Below are 16,623 nucleotides of genomic sequence, written 5' to 3'. Positions count from 1 at the left end.
TGATCTGTTACGTAACAAAGTGCGACGCGTTCGCCGTTTTGGCAACCTTCGCTTACACGGCTTACAGACGTGTGATGGGATTCCTGCCAGCGCGGCGATATAAAGAAGGCGAGCAGAGTCACGTTTCCCCTTCCAGGAGTCAGATCATGAAGTTAGTCGTTGCTGCGCTACTCGCCGTCACGCTTGCCGGGTGCGTTGTCGTGCCGGCCCAACCGTATTACGGCGGGGGCTACGGCCATCGGTGCTGTTATCGCTATTGATCGATGACGCGATTCACGAATGACAAAAATGAAGCCCCGCCGGTTCGACCTTGCGGGGCTTTTTCTATCGTCGCTCGTGATCACGCGGGGCGAGGAAGCTCGCGGGGCGGCGTGGGCGGCGCGACGATGCTGCGAAGTACGAAGGGCGCCGCAAGTCCTGCGTGTCGTTCGGTGAGCGCCAGTAGGGCGTGCGCGGTGTGCCGAGCAGGTCGCCTGGACGATGGGGCGACAGCGGGGGCACCGACGCGGGCCAGACCATCTGACGCCAACGGGCACCGGCAGGCACTACGAGAATCAGCAGGACGAAAACGAGCGTCACGACGGCATAGACGACAACAGGCGAGAGGTGGGTCTCCATCACAAACTCCAGTCGCAAAGATGTCACGCCACGGGAATGCGGTTCGGCAGGCAGCGCGTGGCGCTTTCACTATAGGCCATGGCGGCGCTCACCGATCCTGAGCGTCGGTCTCCCTGCCCAGGCCGCTCCAGCTCGTGGCGACGGGGGGCGCGATCCCGAACAGATCGATCACGCGTGCAACCGTGTCGTCGACCATCGCGTCGAGCGATGCGGGGTGGTTGTAGAACGCGGGAAGGGGCGGGTAGACGATGCCCCCCATTTCCGTGACCGCCGTCATATTGCGCAGATGCGCGAGGTTGAAGGGCGTTTCGCGCACCATCAGCACGAGGCGGCGCCGCTCCTTGAGCGTGACGTCGGCGGCGCGTGCGATCAGGTTGTCCGACAGCCCGTGGGCAACGCTCGCGAGCGTTTTCATCGAGCAGGGGGCCACGACCATGCCCGCCGTGGCGAACGAGCCGCTGGCGAGGTTGGCGCCGACTTCGCGCACGCTGTGATACGCATCGGCCAGTGCCTGCACGTCGGCGCGTTCCAGGCCCAGTTCGTGGCGCAATGTCAGCCAGCCCGCACTCGACACCATCAGGTGGGTTTCGACGCCACCCATCGCGCGCAGTCGCTTCAGCAGGCGCACGCCATAGACGGCACCGGTCGCGCCGGTGATGGCAACGACCAGACGCGTGGGCTGCGAGGCTCCCGTCGACACCATCGTCAATCAGTGGCGTATTACGCCAGGTCGGCGAGGACCTGCTTGAGTTCGCCGCTCTGGTACATCTCCATCATGATGTCCGAGCCGCCGACGAATTCGCCGTTGATGTAGAGCTGCGGGATGGTCGGCCAGTTGGCGAATTCCTTCACGCCTTGACGGATCTCCTCGTCTTGCAGCACGTCCACGGTGAACAGGTTGTCGACGCCGCATGCCTTCAGGATCTGCACGGCACGGCCCGAGAAGCCGCACATCGGGAATTGCGCGTTGCCCTTCATGAAGAGCACGACAGGATGTTCGGTGACGATTTGCTGGATACGTTGCTGGGTGGTCATGGTGGAAAGCCCGTGGAGATACCGGAAAGTCGGCGTATCCGGCATTTTAGCGGTTTTCCGCCGCGTCCGTCGGTGCGCGCTCAGACGCGCCACCCCCCCGTGGTGCGCTCGATACCCGCGAGATCGCGTTCGGAGGTGACGTCGGCCAAGCCTGCTGCTCGACAAAGCGCGCGTACGTCGGCGGCCTGATGGTAGCCGTGCTCGCAGAGCAGCCAGCTGTTCGGCAGCAGGCGCGACGGCGCACCGGCCACGATCGTGCGCAGGGCGGCGAGACCGTCCGCGTGATCGGTCAGCGCATCGACCGGTTCGAAGCGCAGATCGCCTTGCGAGAGATGCGCGTCGTCCGACACGATATACGGCGGATTCGAGACGATGATGTCGAATGGCGCGGCATTGCCCGGCAATGCGGCATACCAATCGCTGGCGAGGAAGGTGACGGAGGCCGCTAGCCCAAGCTGCCGGGCGTTTTCGCGGGCGACGTCGAGCGCGTCGGCCGAGCGGTCGAGCGCCGTGACGTGGGCGTCGGGGCGGCAATGCGCAATGGCCAGCGCAATTGCGCCGCTGCCGGTGCCCAGATCGAGCACGCGCGGCGCCGGCCGGCCTTCCAGACGCGCCAGCGCCAGTTCGACGAGCAGTTCGGTTTCGGGGCGGGGAATCAGCACGGACGCGCTGACCGTCAGCGTCAGGCCGAAGAATTCGCGTGTGCCGGTCAGGTACGCGATGGGTTCGCCCGCCACGCGACGCGCATGCAGCGCACGGTAGACAGCGAGCGTTTCGGGCGCCAGCGGCTCGCGGTCGCGGGTGATCAGCTGCGTGCGGGACCAGCCCAGCACGTGCGAGAGCAGGATGCGCGACTCCATCGGCGGCAATCCCGGCTCGCGCAGCAGCGAGGCCACCGTGGCGACGTCGTGCCCGGCGTCGGGCGCACCCAGCGACATCAGGCGGCCTCGCCCAGCGACGCCAACTGCTCGGCCTGATGCTCGGTGACGAGCGCGTTGATCATGTCGTCGAGATCGCCGTCCATGATGTATTCGAGCTTGTAGAGCGTGAGATTGATGCGGTGATCCGTCATCCGCCCCTGCGGGAAGTTGTACGTTCGAATGCGTTCCGAGCGGTCGCCCGAACCGATCAGGCTCTTGCGCGTGGCGGCTTCCTTGGCTTGCTGGGCGCGCAGTTGGGCGTCCTTGATGCGCGCCGCGAGTACCTTGAGCGCCTTGTCCTTGTTGCGGTGCTGCGAGCGATCGTCCTGGCATTCGACGACGATGCCCGTGGGCAAGTGCGTGATGCGCACCGCCGAGTCCGTCTTGTTGACGTGCTGGCCGCCGGCACCCGACGCGCGGAACGTGTCGATACGGATGTCGGCCGGGTTGATGTCGACGTCGGCGACGTCATCGGCTTCCGGCATCACGGCCACCGTGCAGGCGGACGTGTGAATGCGGCCCTGCGTTTCGGTGGCCGGTACCCGCTGCACGCGATGGCCGCCCGACTCGAACTTGAGGCGGGAATAGGCCCCCTGACCGATCAGCCGAACGATGACTTCCTTGTAGCCGCCCAGATCGGATTCGCTGGCCGACATGATCTCGACCTGCCAGCGGTGGCGCTCCGCATAGCGCGTGTACATGCGCAGCAGATCGCCGGCGAACAGCGCCGATTCGTCGCCGCCGGTGCCCGCGCGGATTTCGAGGAAGATGTTGCGTTCGTCGTTGGGGTCGCGCGGCAGCAGCATGCGCTGCAGCGAGGCTTCCATGTCGTCCATGCGTGCCCGGGCGCTGGCGGCTTCGTCGTCCGCAAAGTCGCGCATCTCGGGGTCGAGCGCCATCTCCTGGGCCGCGGCGACATCGCTCTGGGCCTGGCGGTAGTGACGATACTGCTCGACGACGGGCGCCAACTCGGCATGTTCGCGCGTGAGCTTGCGATAGTTGTCCAGATCGCGCGTGACGTCGCCCTGGCTCAATAGGCCGTCAAGCTCGACCAGACGTTGCGTCAACTGGTCGAGCTTGGCTTGCATGCTCGCTTTCATCTATTTGTCGGCGTTTCCCGAGGTGCGGAACAGTTCGGGAATGAGGTGAAGGATTTGCTCGCGCGAATCGCCGCGCGCCGTGTTCAGCGCGTGCGTCGGGCCGTGCAGGAATTTCTTGGTGAGGGACTGGGACAGCGCTTCGAGCACGGCGGCGGGGTCGTCGCCGCGCGCGAGCATGCGCTGGGCACGCTCGAGTTCGGCGAGGCGCATGGCCTCGGCCGTGCCGTGGATGTCGCGGATGACCGGCACGACGCTGCGGGCGTCGAGCCATTGCATGAAATGCTGAACGCGCGTCTCGATGATGGCCTCGGCCTGCGCGACCGCTGCCTGACGCAGCGCATTGCCTTCGCGCACGACCGCGCCGAGATCGTCGACGGTGTACAGGAAGATATCGGTCAGACGGCCGACTTCCGGCTCGATGTCGCGCGGCACCGCCAGATCGACCATGAACATCGGCTTGTGCTTGCGGGCCTTGATGGCGCGCTCGACAGCGCCCAGACCGATCAGCGGCAACGTGCTCGCCGTGCACGACACCACGATGTCGAATTCATGCAGGCGCTGAGGCAGCTCGGACAGGCGGATGGCCGAGCCGCCCAGCCGCTCGGCGAGCTTCTCGCCGCGCTCGGCGGTCCGGTTGGCGATGTACAGGGCTTTCGGGTTCTGCGCGGCGAAGTGCGTGGCGCACAGGTCGATCATCTCGCCCGCGCCAATGAACAGCACCTTCTGCGTGCTGATGCTTTCGAAAATGCGCTGGGCGAGTCGCACCGCGGCGGCCGCCATCGAGACCGAATGCGCGCCGATCTCGGTCTGACCACGCACTTCCTTCGCCACCGCGAACGTGCGCTGGAAAAGCTGGTTGAGATAGGTGCCCAGTGCGCCCGCCTCGGCGGCGGTGCGCACGGCGTCCTTCAACTGGCCGAGGATCTGCGTCTCGCCCAGCACCATCGAGTCCAGCCCGCTCGCCACGCGAAACGCGTGACGCACGGCGTCGGATTGCGGCAGGGCGTACAGATGCGGCGCCAGATCGCTGGCCGGAATGTTGTGAAATTCGGACAGCCAGTGCACCGCGCGCTCGCGGGCCGCGGCGTCATCGGTGACGCAGTAGATTTCCGTGCGGTTGCACGTCGACAGGATGGCGGCCTCGGGGGCGCTCGACCTGCCCGTCCACAGCCCCTTGAGCCCCGCCAGTGCCGGCTCGATCCGCTCGAACGGAAACGCCACCCGTTCGCGCAGCGAGACGGGCGCCGTGTGGTGGTTCAGGCCGAGAGCGAGCAGTTGCATGATATGGGGGATCTAATAACCGCTGATTATAGCGCGTCGACGTGATGCCCGTTTCGGAGGCGCCACGCGCCCCGCGCGCTGGGACAGCGATGTGCCATGATCGCGCAGCCGCCCGATTTTGACAAATACGTGTCGCTTATACCCGGCATATCGTTGGTTTTCGGTCCCGGGCCCCCCGGGAGGCCTATTGCCGGCGTGCCTTGCCTCCGCGTGCGACCGGCGGTGGCGGGCGGATGTCGCGACACGCTTGCCGAATCGTCCGATTTCGGGGCTATACTGCGTTCGGGTTCCCATCCTTGGAGAGACGTCATGGGCATCATCGGCACTATCGTTGTCGGTCTGGTCGTCGGTCTCATTGCACGCGCCCTGCATCCCGGAAGGGACAGCATGGGCATCATCGTCACCATCATCCTCGGCATCGGCGGCGCGCTGCTCGCCAAATATGTCGGACAGTTCCTCCATCTCTACACCGAAGGCCAGTCGGCCGGTTGGATCGCATCGGTCATCGGGGCCATCGTGCTGCTGGTGATTTACGGCGCCATCAAGCGCAGCCGCGCCGCCTGACATGGCACCCCGGAGCCGCTCATGAACATTCTCGTGCTCTTGCTTGTGGGGTTGGTGGCCGGTTGGCTCGCCGGCCTCGTCGTGGGCGGCGGCTACGGCATTATTGGCGACATGGTCGTCGGCGTGATCGGCGCGTTCGTCGGCGGCTGGCTGCTGCGACACTTGGGCATTGCCGTCGGATATGGCACGCTCGGGCGCATCATCACGGCGACTATCGGCGCCATCGTGCTGCTTGCTCTGCTGCGTCTGGTGCGACGATAGGCCGCACTTGGCGGGTGTCGTACGCATTTTCCCGTGTTCAGCTATCCTTGACGCCATCGCCTGGCCCAAGTCGTCTTGACGACGCGTGCGGCATTGCCGCCACGTTTGATCCCGCCTTCCGCCATCCGGCGTGACCGCCGCGCCCGACAGGGGGGCGGCGGTCACGCCTCGCAAGTCGCTTCGCCCGATCCCCCACATCAAAAGAACACATGTCTGCGACACGCCCTTCCATGCGGCCATTCATCGTGGCATCCGTCATGGCGGCGACCTCCATGGTTGCCATCGAGGCCACGATTATTTCGACGGCCATGCCGCAAATCGTCGCCCAGCTTGGGGGGCTGTCCCTATATAGCTGGGTTTTCTCCGCCTTTTTGCTGGCGCAGACGGCCATGACCGTGGTGTTCGGCAAACTGGCCGATCTCTACGGCCGCAAGCCGGTCATGCTCGTGGGTATCGCCGTGTTTCTGGTGGCCTCGCTTGGCGGCGGACTCGCCTGGTCGATGCCGGCGATGATCGTCTTCCGCCTGTTGCAGGGCGTGGGGGCGGCGTGCATCCAGCCGGTCAGCCTGACCATCATCGCCGACTACTACCCGACCAGCGAGCGCGGCAAGGTGCAGGGTTACCTGGCGAGCGTGTGGGCCATCTCGGCCGTGCTCGGTCCGATGCTTGGCGGCATCATCATTCGTGACCTGTCGTGGTCGTGGATTTTCTGGATCAACATCCCTATCGGCCTGTTGGCCGCGGCGGGCTTCGTCGCTTATCTGCACGAGGCTGCGCCGCGCCAGCGGCCGAGCATCGACGCGCTGGGGGCCGTGTTCTTTGCGATTGCCGTGGCGGCACTGATGATCGCGCTCACCGATGCGAACGCCTTCTCCGACACGCACGTCTGGGGTGGGGGGCTGGTGTGCGCCGTCGCGGCGCTGCTGTTCGTCTGGCAGGAGCGGCGTGCTCCGGACCCGATGATTTCGTTCGCGCTGTGGAAGCGCCGGCCGATTGCGGCGGCGAATGCGGCGACGCTGCTCTCGGGCATGGTGCTTATGGGGTTGACGACCTTCCTGCCGATGTACGCGCAGGGGGTATTGCGTCAGACGCCGGTCGTGGCGGGCATGGCGCTCACGATGATCATGGTCGGCTGGCCGATCGGTTCGACGTTCGCCGCGAAAACCTTCACGCGCTACGGCTTGCGCCGCATTCTCGTGGGCGGCAGCCTGCTGATGCCGGTGGGCGGGATTGTCTTTGCGCTGCTCGGGCCGAACAGTTCGCCGCTGCTTGCCGGGTTCGGTTCGTTCCTGATGGGATTTTCGATGGGCACGGGCAGCGTAAGCGCGCTCGTGCTGATTCAGGAGCTAGTCGATCCGTCGCAGCGCGGCAGCGCCACGGCGTCGAACATCTTCTCGCGGAATCTGGGCAGCACGCTCGGCGCGACGCTTTTCGGCGCCGTGCTCAACTTCGGGTTGACGCAATCGAGCGGGCTGGCGCCCGTCACCTCCGATCAGTTGCGGCACGTGCTGGAAGACCGGGGCGTGTCGACGCTGGCGGACCAGGCGATTCGCGCGGTGCTGCAACATTCGCTGCACCTCACGTTCCTGTCGATCCTGGCGATCTCGATCGGTGTCGTGGTGTTGCTGCTGTTGGTGCCGACCAACGCCGTCGACCGTTCGCGCGATACGCCGCGGGACAAGCCAGAGTTCGTGCCTGGCAGTCATTGATCGACGTGGCGGTGCCGCCTCAACGCGCGACAACACGTCGTGCACGCGAGGCAGACGACTGGCCGGCCTTGAGTCGTGCGCCGAACGGCTTGCGCGCCGTCGGCATGCGGGGGCTCGATGGGTGCAACGGCGCGCGTGACGGCAGTTGGCTCACCTTCGCGCTCGACGGGTAGCGGCGTCGCACCAGATACAGCGGCCGTCCTTTCGCTTCGTAGTAAATCCGGCCGACGTATTCTCCGATCACCCCGATGCCGACGAGTTGGATGCCGCCGAGGAACAGCGTGCCGACGAGCAGCGAGGCGTAGCCGGGCACGTCGATGCCGTGAATGAGCGTGCGCAGCACGATAAAGCCGCCGTAAGCGAGCGAGACGAGCGCGAGCGAGACGCCGATATACGTCCAGCAGCGCAGCGGCACGGTGCTGAAGCTGGTAATGCCTTCAAGCGCGAAATTCCACAGGCGCCAGCCGGAGAACTTCGACTCACCCGCGCGACGCGGCTCGCGCACGTACTCCACGATTTCCGTCTGAAAGCCGACCCAGGCGAACAGCCCCTTCATGAATCGGCGGCGTTCGGGCAACTGCTTGAGCGCGGACACGACGCGTCGATCGATCAGGCGGAAATCGCCAACGTTCTCGGGCAGCTTCACTTCCGAGAGGCGATTGTGAATGCGATAGTAGAGTCCCGCCGCAACTCGTTTGGTGACGCGGTCGCTCGCGCGATTCGTGCGCTTGGCGAGCACGACTTCCGCGCCGTTGCGCCAGCGCTCGATCATTACGGGAATGAGTGCCGGCGGATCCTGAAGGTCGGCGTCGATAGGGATGACGGCATCGCCACGCGCTTCCTCGATGCCCGCGCTCAGCGCCGCTTCCTTGCCGAAGTTGCGCGTGAAGTCGATCACGCGGATGCGCGCGTCGGCGCGGCGAAGGGCAAGCAGGGTGCCAAGCGTGTCGTCGGTGCTGCCGTCGTTCACGCAGACGATTTCGAAACGCACGTCCGCGACGGCATCGAGCACCGGGGCCAAGGCGCGGTAGAACGTGTCGAGCACCGGGGCTTCGTTGTGACAGGGCACGACGAGCGACACAAGCGGCGTTCGCTGCGCGACGGACGACTGACGACTCTCGGTGGCGCGGGGCATGGCGATTACCTCGTGGGTGCGGGCGCGGTGGCCGACGCGCGGCGATCGGCGCAGGCAGGGTCGACGGCGTGCGGGGGCACAGCGACATGGGACACGGCGGGTACGTCGGACATTTCCGGCACGTGAGCGAGTCGGCGACGGCGGCGCCACAGCATGGCGAGCGTGGCGAGCGTGATGAGCGGCATGAACTGAAACCCGAGGGGCAGCACGCCGATCAGACCGAACGCGGGGGTGAGCCACAGCACGACGAGCCATTCGCGCTCCCCGCGCAGCCAGCCGCGCGCGATGCCGTCGCGCACATACCAGGCGATGACGAGCGAGAGCATCGCGAGATCGTAGTCGTAGAGATAGGGGCTGACCAGCGTGGTGGCGCACACGAGCGTGGCGGCGCGCAGTGCGAAGGCCGCCGGACGGCGCCAGACGTCGATCATTGCCGCCACGGCGCCAAACGCCACGCCAGCATGGACGATGGCGGCCAGCGTGACGGGTGCGCCCAGCATGCGTGCCATCACGAAAAACGTCGGCATGCGGGCAAGTCGCGCCTCGCCGTCGACGAGGCTTTGGCGTGCCAACGCCGTCGCGTGCAGGAACGTCGGATAGACGTCGAGACCGAAGACCACGCCGGCGAGCAGGGTGCTTCCGATGCCCACAGCGATGCATGCGGCCAGCGCGCGCCACTCGCGAGCACAGAGAAACGCGAGCGGAAAGAGCAGGGCGACGTGCGGCTTGACGAAGAGCAATCCGGCGAGCGCGCCCGCCCATGCGGGACGCTTGCGCAGCAAGAGCAGTGAGAAGCCTGCGAGGGCGGTGGTGTAGAGCGCGATCTGTCCGGCGGCGATCACGAGCAGCACGCCGGGAAAGCTCATGGTGGGCAGACGGGCGTCGCGCCAGGGGGCCGTGCGTCGCAGTGCGGCGTAGTACAGGCCGAAGCCGATGCAGGCATACGCGGCGTACGCGTAAGAGAAGGGCAGCAGCGCGACCGGCGCGAGCAGAATCATCATCACGGGCGGGTAAAGCCAGGGCATGATGCCGCCCAGCTTTGCCGTCCATGGCTGGGCGGCCATCTGTGCACTCGTCATCAGATCGACGTTGTAGGCGTCGAGCGGATGCCCGTGGAGCACGAAGTAGGACGCTCCCCAGAATGGCAGGAAGTCGAGGCCGATGGGGCCGAGCTTCGGGGGCACGACGAAAAAATGCTGATAGGACCAGATGGCGAACACAGCGAGGGTGACGAACAGGCCTGCACCGCTATAGAGGCGGATGCGGGCGCGGTCGTCGGACCAATGCCGGCGCTCGGACGACGCCACTTCATCGACGGCCGACGGCTTCGATGCCATGCATGAACCTCCCGGTGGGCGCATGAAAACGGCTATGCTCGATTACGGAGACTGCTTTGTCGGGCGTGCGGTGCGGCCGCCTGCGCCAAGCAGGCGATGTGCATGATTGCGACTATCGACGCATTGCACGCGACGGAAAACACGACGCCATATTAGACGAGACGGTCTCCGAACGGATCAAAATTCCAGCGTGTCGCGACGACGGCGCTACAGCACGTCGTCCGATGCTGGATTCTCACGGGGGCGACGTCGGGGCAAGCGGTTTGCCAAGCGGTGTCGGGCGGGGGAGGTGGCTCGGTGAATCCTCCGCATTTCATCCCTCAGAAACAAAACACCCCGGCGCGATGGCCGGGGTGCTCGTTGTCTTGGTCGACGATCGCGTCAGACGTTGAACAAGAAGTTCATGACATCGCCGTCGTGAACAACGTACTCCTTGCCTTCGGCGCGCATCTTGCCGGCTTCCTTCGCGCCTTGCTCGCCCTTGTACTGGATGAAATCGTCGAAGGCGATGGTTTGCGCGCGGATGAAGCCGCGTTCGAAGTCGGTGTGGATCACGCCAGCGGCCTGCGGGGCCGTATCGCCCACATGGATCGTCCAGGCGCGCACTTCCTTCACCCCCGCGGTGAAGTATGTCTGCAGACCCAGCAGCTTGAAGCCCGCGCGGATCACGCGATCCAGGCCCGGCTCGTCCATGCCCATGTCGGCCAGGAATTCCGCCTTGTCGGCGTCTTCCATATCCCCAATCTCTGCCTCGATGGCCGCACACACCGCCACCACCGGCGCATTCTCGCTCTCCGCGTACTTGCGCACCGCGTCCAAATGCGGATTGTTCTCGAAGCCGTCGTCCTTCACGTTGGCGACATACATCGTCGGCTTGGCCGTAATCAGGCAGAACGGCTTGATCAGCGCCAGCTCGTCATCCGACAGCTTGATCGAGCGCACGGGACGCGCTTCGTTGAGCACCGGCACCACCTTTTCCAGTACCGCCACGAGCTTGGCGGCTTCCTTGTCGTTGCCCGACTTGGCCGCCTTCGAGTAGCGTTGCAGCGCCTTTTCCGTCGTGGCCAGATCCGCCAGCGCCAGTTCCGTGTTGATGACTTCGATGTCCGAAATCGGATTCACCTTGCCGGCCACGTGGATGACGTTTTCGTCCTCGAAGCAGCGCACAACGTGCGTGATGGCGTCCGTCTCACGGATGTTGGCCAAGAACTGGTTGCCCAGCCCTTCACCCTTGGACGCGCCCGCCACCAGGCCGGCAATGTCAACGAACTCGACCGTCGCCGGCATGATCCGCTCGGGCTTGACGATCTCGGCCAGCTTGCCCAGACGCGGGTCGGGCACCTCCACCACGCCGACGTTCGGCTCGATGGTGCAAAACGGATAGTTCTCGGCAGCGATGCCCGCTTTGGTCAGCGCGTTGAAAAGGGTCGACTTGCCGACGTTGGGCAAGCCGACGATGCCGCATTTGAGGCTCATGCTAAATCCTGTCTAATCCGATAAATGCGCCGACAAATGCCCCGGGGGTGCGCCGGGTGGCGCCGTGGAATGCGCCGGTGATTGCGTCGCGGAAAGTCCGCTATTGTACCCGTTCTGCCGCTAACGGCGCCTCGGGTGCCTAGGGTAACGAGGGTGCCGGCGTCGCGACGACCCCCGCCCATGCCGTACTCAACTCAGCGACTTCGCCGAGAACGTATCGCACTTGCGCATGTCGCCGTACTGCAACCCCTGGCGCAGCCAATACACGCGTTGGGCGCTCGTCCCGTGCGTGAACGACTCCGGCACCACGCGGCCTTGCGCCTGCTGCTGCAGCCGGTCGTCGCCGATCGCCGACGCGGTCTTCAACCCCTGCTCGACGTCGCCCGGCTCCAGCAACTGCTGATTCGCCTTCTCGGCATTGTTCGCCCAGACGCCGGCAAAGCAGTCGGCCTGCAGCTCCAGGCGCACCGACAACGCATTGGCCTGCGCTTCGCTCATGCGGCGCCGCGCCTCGTCGAACTTCTCGGAAATGCCCAGCAGATTCTGGATGTGATGGCCCACTTCGTGCGCGATCACATACGCCTGCGCGAAATCGCCTCCCGCGCCGAAGCGCTGACGCAATTCGTCATAGAAGGCGAGATCGATGTAGACCTTGCTGTCGCCCGGGCAGTAAAACGGCCCCATCGCTGTTTGACCGGTGCCGCATGCCGTGGGCGTTGCGCCAGAGAACAACACCAGTTTCGGTGGCACGTATTGACGGTTCACTTGCTGCGGGAACACTGTTCCCCAGGTGCGCTCGATGTTACCGAGCACCTTGCGGGTGAAGACGGTCTTCGGATCGTGAGCCGGCGTGGTGTTCGGCGCGGACTGGGGCTGTGACGATGTCTGCCCCTGAAGCATCTGCGAGCCCTGGATGATGACGCGCGGGTCGATGCCGAAGAAATACGAGGCGGCCAGCGCCACCACGATCGTGCCGATGCCGAGCGTGGTGCGTCCCCCGAAACCGCCGCCCCGTCGATCTTCGACGTTGTCGCTTTCGGATTCGTTGTCGAGGCGCATTGGAGGACTCCCTGTCTGATAATCGGTATGCGCGCAAGTATAGCGCCGGGCTGTGGCACGCGACGCTGTGCCACAGCCGCCCCCGGGGCGACCGGGCGTCGCTTGCGCGGCAGGCGTGCGACAATACGCCATCTCGTTTTCTGAACCAGCCGGCTCGCGCGATTCAGGCGCTGGCGCTGCATTCGCCGCATGTCTCTAACGCAAACCTCCAGCCAAACGCACGATGTCGTCGTCGTCGGTGGCGGTCTGGTCGGCAAGGCCGCCGCCCTGCTGCTCTCGCAGGCGCGCCTGTCCGTCGCACTGCTCGCCCAGCCGGCCGTAGCCGCCCCCGCCCCGGGCGACCTGTGGGACGCCCGCATCTATTCGCTCTCGTCCAGCTCGCAAGCCCTCTTCGAGCGCATGCGCGTATGGCAGGCCGTCGATCCCGCGCGCATCAATCCGGTCTACGACATGGAAGTCTTTGGCGACGAGCGCGGCAGCCTGCATTTCTCGGCGTACCAGGCCGCCGTGCCGCAACTCGCCTGGATCGCCGAATCGTCGAATCTCGAGCGCGCGCTCGACGCCGCCCTGCGCTTCTCCCCGCAAGTGCATTGGCTCGACGCCCGGGCCGAGGCGCTCGAAGTCGACGCCGCCGCGGCCTCGGTGCGTCTGTCGGACGGCAAGGCCCTGCGCGCGTCGCTCGTGGTGGGGGCCGACGGCGCCCACTCGTGGGTGCGCAGTACCGCCGGGCTGGACGGTTCGGTGCGTCCCTACGAACAACTCGGCGTGGTGTGTAATTTCCGCGCGGAGCGCGCGCACCGCGACACCGCATTTCAATGGTTCCACGACGGAGAGATCATCGCGCTGCTGCCGCTGCCCGACCAGCACGTCTCGCTGGTCTGGTCCGCCGCTCATGATCATGCCCAGGCGTTGCTCGCGCTTGATCCCAAAGCGCTGGCCGAACGCGTCGGCACCTTCTCGAACGTTGAACTCGGCCACCTCACGCCGGTCTCATCGCGCGCCCAGGGTTTCCCGCTCGTGCTGGCGCAGGCCAAACGCCTGATCGCGCCGCGCGTGGCGCTGGTGGGCGACGCGGCGCACGTCGTGCACCCGCTCGCGGGCCAGGGCATGAACCTCGGTTTGCGCGACGTGGCGGCGCTCGGCGACGCGCTCGCCGAGCGCGAATCGTTCCGCGATTGCGGCGATGCGGCGGTATTGCGTCGCTACGAGCGCGCTCGCAAGGAAGACATCGGCAGCATGGCGCTCACCACGGACGGCCTGCACAAGCTGTTCGCCACGCACAGCCCGCTGGTCAGGTTTGTGCGCAACGCAGGGCTCGACTGCGTGAACGTGCTGCCTTTCGTCAAGAAATTCCTGATCGGCCGCGCGCTGGGCTGACCCCTCGGGGCGCCTATGCCGGGCCATGTCACCTAATTCCGGTCGATACCGGGCGTGTCCGGACGCGCCTCTCGCTCGACACACTTCTGGAGATACTCGATGTTGAAACGTTATCGCGCTGCGGCGCTCGCAGCGCTCGGTCTGGCGACAATTTGCGCCGCGACTGTCACGACGTTCGCCGTCGCGCAGAGCAAGTCCGACGCGGCCCTCGACCGCGTGAAGGCTGCCGTGCAAAAGACGCTCGGTGCCGAGGCCCCCGTCAAGTCGGTGGCACGTACGCCCATCCCCGGACTCTTTGAGGTGGCCGTTGGCGGCGACATCCTCTATGCCGACGAGAAGGCGAAATACGTGATTGTCGGCGGTAACCTCGTCGATACGAAAACGCGTCAGAACCTGACGGAAGCGCGTCAGTCGGAACTGAACAAGATCGACTTCGCCAAGCTGCCGCTCGATCGCGCCATCAAGTACGTGAAGGGCAACGGCAGCCGCAAGGTCGCCGTGTTCTCGGATCCGAACTGCCCGTACTGCAAGCGCTTCGAGGAAACGCTCAAGACGTCGAAGCTCGACAACATCACCGTCTACACCTTCCTGTACCCGGTGCTCGGCCCCGACTCGGACGCCAAGTCGAAGGCGATCTGGTGCGCCCCCAATCCACTCACCGCGTGGCATGACTGGATGCTCGACAAGAAGGCGCCGCCGACCCCCTCGGCCAAGTGCGACGACACCGCGGTGGTGCAGAACGTGGCGCTGGGGCATCAGTTCAACGTGACCGGAACGCCGACGATCATACTGTCCGACGGCCGCCGTCTGCCGGGCGCCGTGCCCGCGGAAGCCCTGGAAAAGGCGCTCGCCACGGTCAAGTAACCGTCCATTCGCCAGTCTGGCCAACGCCCGACCGTTCCGACAACAAGAAGCCGCCACCTCATGAAAGCCACGTCTGCCCAGCCTGCCATCCGGTATGCGATCGTTCCGAAGTCGCCTGCCGCGCATCTGTTCGAAGTGACCGTCACGGTCTCGAATCCCGCCCCCGAAGGGCAGCGTTTCTCGCTGCCCGCGTGGATTCCGGGCAGCTATATGGTGCGCGAGTTTGCCCGCAATATCGTGACGATCGGGGCGACGTGCCGCGGCCGCAAGGTGGCGCTCGACAAGCTGGACAAGCACACGTGGCAAGCGGCGCCGTGCAAGGGCACGCTGATCGTGACCTACGAGGTTTACGCATGGGATCTGTCGGTGCGCGCCGCGCATCTCGACGACACGCATGGCTTCTTCAACGGCACCAGCGTGTTCCTGCGCGTCGAAGGCCAGGAACAGGCGCCGTGCGAAGTCGACGTGCTGCGCGCGCGTGGCGCGGCGTTCAAGGCGTGGCGCGTCGCGACCGCACTCGCGCCGGCCGAAGGCACGGCGGCGCTCGACTTCGGGCGCTATCTGGCCGCCGACTACGACGAGTTGATCGACTCGCCGGTCGAAATGGGGACCTTCGTGCATGGCACGTTCAAGGCTTGCGGCGTGACGCACGAAGTCGCCATTACCGGACCGGTGCCGAACCTCGATCTCGATCGGTTGCTGCGCGACATGAAGAAGATCTGCGAAGCGCAGATCCGTTTGTTCGAGCCGGGTGCGAGTTCGCGCTCGCGCGTGCCGATGTCCCGCTACGTCTTCCTGCTCATGACGGTCGGCGAGGGGTACGGCGGTCTGGAGCACCGTGCATCCACGGCGCTGCTCGCGAGCCGCAACGATCTGCCGGTGCAGGGACAGGCGCGCATGAGCGAAGCCTATCGGGGCTTTCTCGGCCTGGTGAGCCACGAATACTTCCACACGTGGAACGTCAAGCGCATCAAACCGGCCGTGTTCGCCCCGTACGTGCTCGATCGGGAAGTCTATACGCGGCTGCTTTGGCTGTTCGAAGGCTTTACGTCCTATTACGACGATCTGATGCTCGTGCGCAGCGGCGTGATTCCGCCTGCCGATTACTACGAACTCGTCGCCAAGGCGGTGGCGGGTGTGCTGCGTGGCAGCGGCCGTCTCAAGCAGACCGTGGCCGAGAGTTCGTTCGATGCCTGGACGAAGTACTACCGCCAGGACGAGAACGCACCGAACGCCATCGTCAGCTATTACACGAAGGGGTCGCTGGTCGCGCTCGCGCTCGATCTGACGATTCGTTCGAAGACGCGCGGACAGAAGTCGCTCGACGACATCATGCGTGCGCTGTGGCAACGCTTTGGCCGCGACTTCTATCGCGGCGCGCCCGTGGGTATCGACGAAGACGCCGTGCAGCCGTTCTTCGAGGACGTCTCGGGACTCGACCTGTCGGAATTCTTCGCCACCGCCATTCACGGCACGCGCGATCTGCCAATCAAGACGCTGCTCGAACGCGTCGGACTCACGCTGGAACCGGTCAAGGCCGAGGACGGCCGTCCTGCATTGGGGGTGAAGACGGCAAAGCGCGGCGACGACCTTACGCTTTCGCAGGTGCTCGACGGGGGCGCGGCGCAAGCGGCCGGATTGTCGGCGGGCGATGTGCTGGTCGCCATCGACGGTCTGCGCGTCACGCAGGCCAATCTCGACAAGCTGCTCGACCGATATCGCCCGGGCGACCGGGTGACGGTCCACGCGTTCCGCCGCGACGCCCTGCGCGAGACCGCGCTCACGCTCGACGCGCCGGAGATTTCGAAATACCGCATCGCCGAGACGCGCGATCGCGCCGCGGCACAGCGTCGTGACAAGTGGCTGTCGGCCTGAGCGGCCGAGCGC

General features: G+C 65.6%; 16 protein-coding genes. 6 read left to right on the top strand and 10 right to left on the bottom strand.

Translation table 11 applies throughout. The annotated features are described in order from the left end of the window. Positions 1-324 precede the first annotated feature (324 nt). The 6 genes from OYT13_RS22495 to hemA all read right to left on the bottom strand — a co-directional run bounded on the left by OYT13_RS22495 (position 325) and on the right by hemA (position 4,954). Positions 325-618 (bottom strand): hypothetical protein, encoded by a 294-nt coding sequence (locus OYT13_RS22495; RefSeq protein WP_017234650.1) that lies wholly within the window; start codon positions 616-618, stop codon positions 325-327. Between the two features lie 88 nt (positions 619-706). Beyond that, complete coding sequence (locus OYT13_RS22490; RefSeq protein ID WP_017234651.1) at positions 707-1,321, bottom strand: UbiX family flavin prenyltransferase; 615 nt, start codon at positions 1,319-1,321, stop codon at positions 707-709. Between the two features lie 17 nt (positions 1,322-1,338). Then, positions 1,339-1,653 carry a Grx4 family monothiol glutaredoxin gene (gene grxD, locus OYT13_RS22485; protein ID WP_026132086.1) on the bottom strand — a complete coding sequence of 105 codons (315 nt, stop codon included), beginning with the start codon at positions 1,651-1,653 and terminating at the stop codon, positions 1,339-1,341. An 80-nt stretch (positions 1,654-1,733) separates the two neighbouring features. Then, a complete protein-coding gene (gene prmC / locus OYT13_RS22480; RefSeq protein WP_268566967.1) occupies positions 1,734-2,591 on the bottom strand; it encodes a peptide chain release factor N(5)-glutamine methyltransferase in 858 nt (285 codons plus the stop codon). Next, positions 2,591-3,673 carry a peptide chain release factor 1 gene (prfA, locus tag OYT13_RS22475; RefSeq protein ID WP_017234654.1) on the bottom strand — a complete coding sequence of 361 codons (1,083 nt, stop codon included), beginning with the start codon at positions 3,671-3,673 and terminating at the stop codon, positions 2,591-2,593. The genes prmC and prfA overlap by 1 nt, the downstream gene beginning before the upstream one ends. Next, entirely contained in the window at positions 3,674-4,954 is a 1,281-nt protein-coding gene (gene hemA, locus OYT13_RS22470) for a glutamyl-tRNA reductase (RefSeq protein ID WP_017234655.1), read from the bottom strand. Between the two features lie 309 nt (positions 4,955-5,263). Here hemA and OYT13_RS22465 point away from each other — a divergent pair, with 309 nt between their 5' ends. The 3 genes from OYT13_RS22465 to OYT13_RS22455 all read left to right on the top strand — a co-directional run bounded on the left by OYT13_RS22465 (position 5,264) and on the right by OYT13_RS22455 (position 7,488). Next, on the top strand, positions 5,264-5,518 hold the full coding sequence (locus OYT13_RS22465; protein ID WP_017234656.1) for a GlsB/YeaQ/YmgE family stress response membrane protein: 255 nt from the start codon (positions 5,264-5,266) through the stop codon (positions 5,516-5,518). Between the two features lie 21 nt (positions 5,519-5,539). After that, on the top strand, positions 5,540-5,779 hold the full coding sequence (locus tag OYT13_RS22460; RefSeq protein WP_017234657.1) for a GlsB/YeaQ/YmgE family stress response membrane protein: 240 nt from the start codon (positions 5,540-5,542) through the stop codon (positions 5,777-5,779). Between the two features lie 209 nt (positions 5,780-5,988). After that, positions 5,989-7,488 (top strand): MDR family MFS transporter, encoded by a 1,500-nt coding sequence (locus OYT13_RS22455; RefSeq protein ID WP_026132087.1) that lies wholly within the window; start codon positions 5,989-5,991, stop codon positions 7,486-7,488. Between the two features lie 19 nt (positions 7,489-7,507). Here the strand turns inward: OYT13_RS22455 and OYT13_RS22450 are convergent, their stop codons facing one another. The 4 genes from OYT13_RS22450 to ypfJ all read right to left on the bottom strand — a co-directional run bounded on the left by OYT13_RS22450 (position 7,508) and on the right by ypfJ (position 12,495). After that, on the bottom strand, positions 7,508-8,623 hold the full coding sequence (locus OYT13_RS22450) for a glycosyltransferase family 2 protein (RefSeq protein ID WP_268566966.1): 1,116 nt from the start codon (positions 8,621-8,623) through the stop codon (positions 7,508-7,510). Between the two features lie 5 nt (positions 8,624-8,628). After that, entirely contained in the window at positions 8,629-9,960 is a 1,332-nt protein-coding gene (locus OYT13_RS22445) for a glycosyltransferase family 87 protein (protein ID WP_017234660.1), read from the bottom strand. 381 nt (positions 9,961-10,341) lie between these two features. Next, entirely contained in the window at positions 10,342-11,436 is a 1,095-nt protein-coding gene (gene ychF / locus OYT13_RS22440) for a redox-regulated ATPase YchF (RefSeq protein WP_150563354.1), read from the bottom strand. A gap of 189 nt (positions 11,437-11,625) precedes the next feature. Beyond that, positions 11,626-12,495 carry a KPN_02809 family neutral zinc metallopeptidase gene (ypfJ, locus tag OYT13_RS22435; RefSeq protein ID WP_017234662.1) on the bottom strand — a complete coding sequence of 290 codons (870 nt, stop codon included), beginning with the start codon at positions 12,493-12,495 and terminating at the stop codon, positions 11,626-11,628. A gap of 189 nt (positions 12,496-12,684) precedes the next feature. Here ypfJ and OYT13_RS22430 point away from each other — a divergent pair, with 189 nt between their 5' ends. From OYT13_RS22430 to OYT13_RS22420, 3 genes are all read left to right on the top strand, one after another. Further along, the gene (locus OYT13_RS22430; RefSeq protein ID WP_261939680.1) at positions 12,685-13,872 is read left to right on the top strand and encodes a UbiH/UbiF family hydroxylase; all 1,188 of its coding nucleotides are present in this window, start codon (positions 12,685-12,687) and stop codon (positions 13,870-13,872) included. Positions 13,873-13,971: 99 nt separating this feature from the next. After that, positions 13,972-14,736, top strand: coding sequence for a DsbC family protein (locus OYT13_RS22425; RefSeq protein ID WP_017234664.1), 765 nt, complete (start codon positions 13,972-13,974; stop codon positions 14,734-14,736). A 60-nt stretch (positions 14,737-14,796) separates the two neighbouring features. Continuing rightward, positions 14,797-16,611 carry a M61 family metallopeptidase gene (locus tag OYT13_RS22420; protein ID WP_268566965.1) on the top strand — a complete coding sequence of 605 codons (1,815 nt, stop codon included), beginning with the start codon at positions 14,797-14,799 and terminating at the stop codon, positions 16,609-16,611. Positions 16,612-16,623: the final 12 nt, after the last annotated feature.

The organism is Pandoraea sp. XJJ-1, assembly GCF_026802345.1.
GTDB lineage: Bacteria > Pseudomonadota > Gammaproteobacteria > Burkholderiales > Burkholderiaceae > Pandoraea > Pandoraea cepalis.
This window is presented reverse-complemented; position numbering and strand designations above follow the sequence as displayed.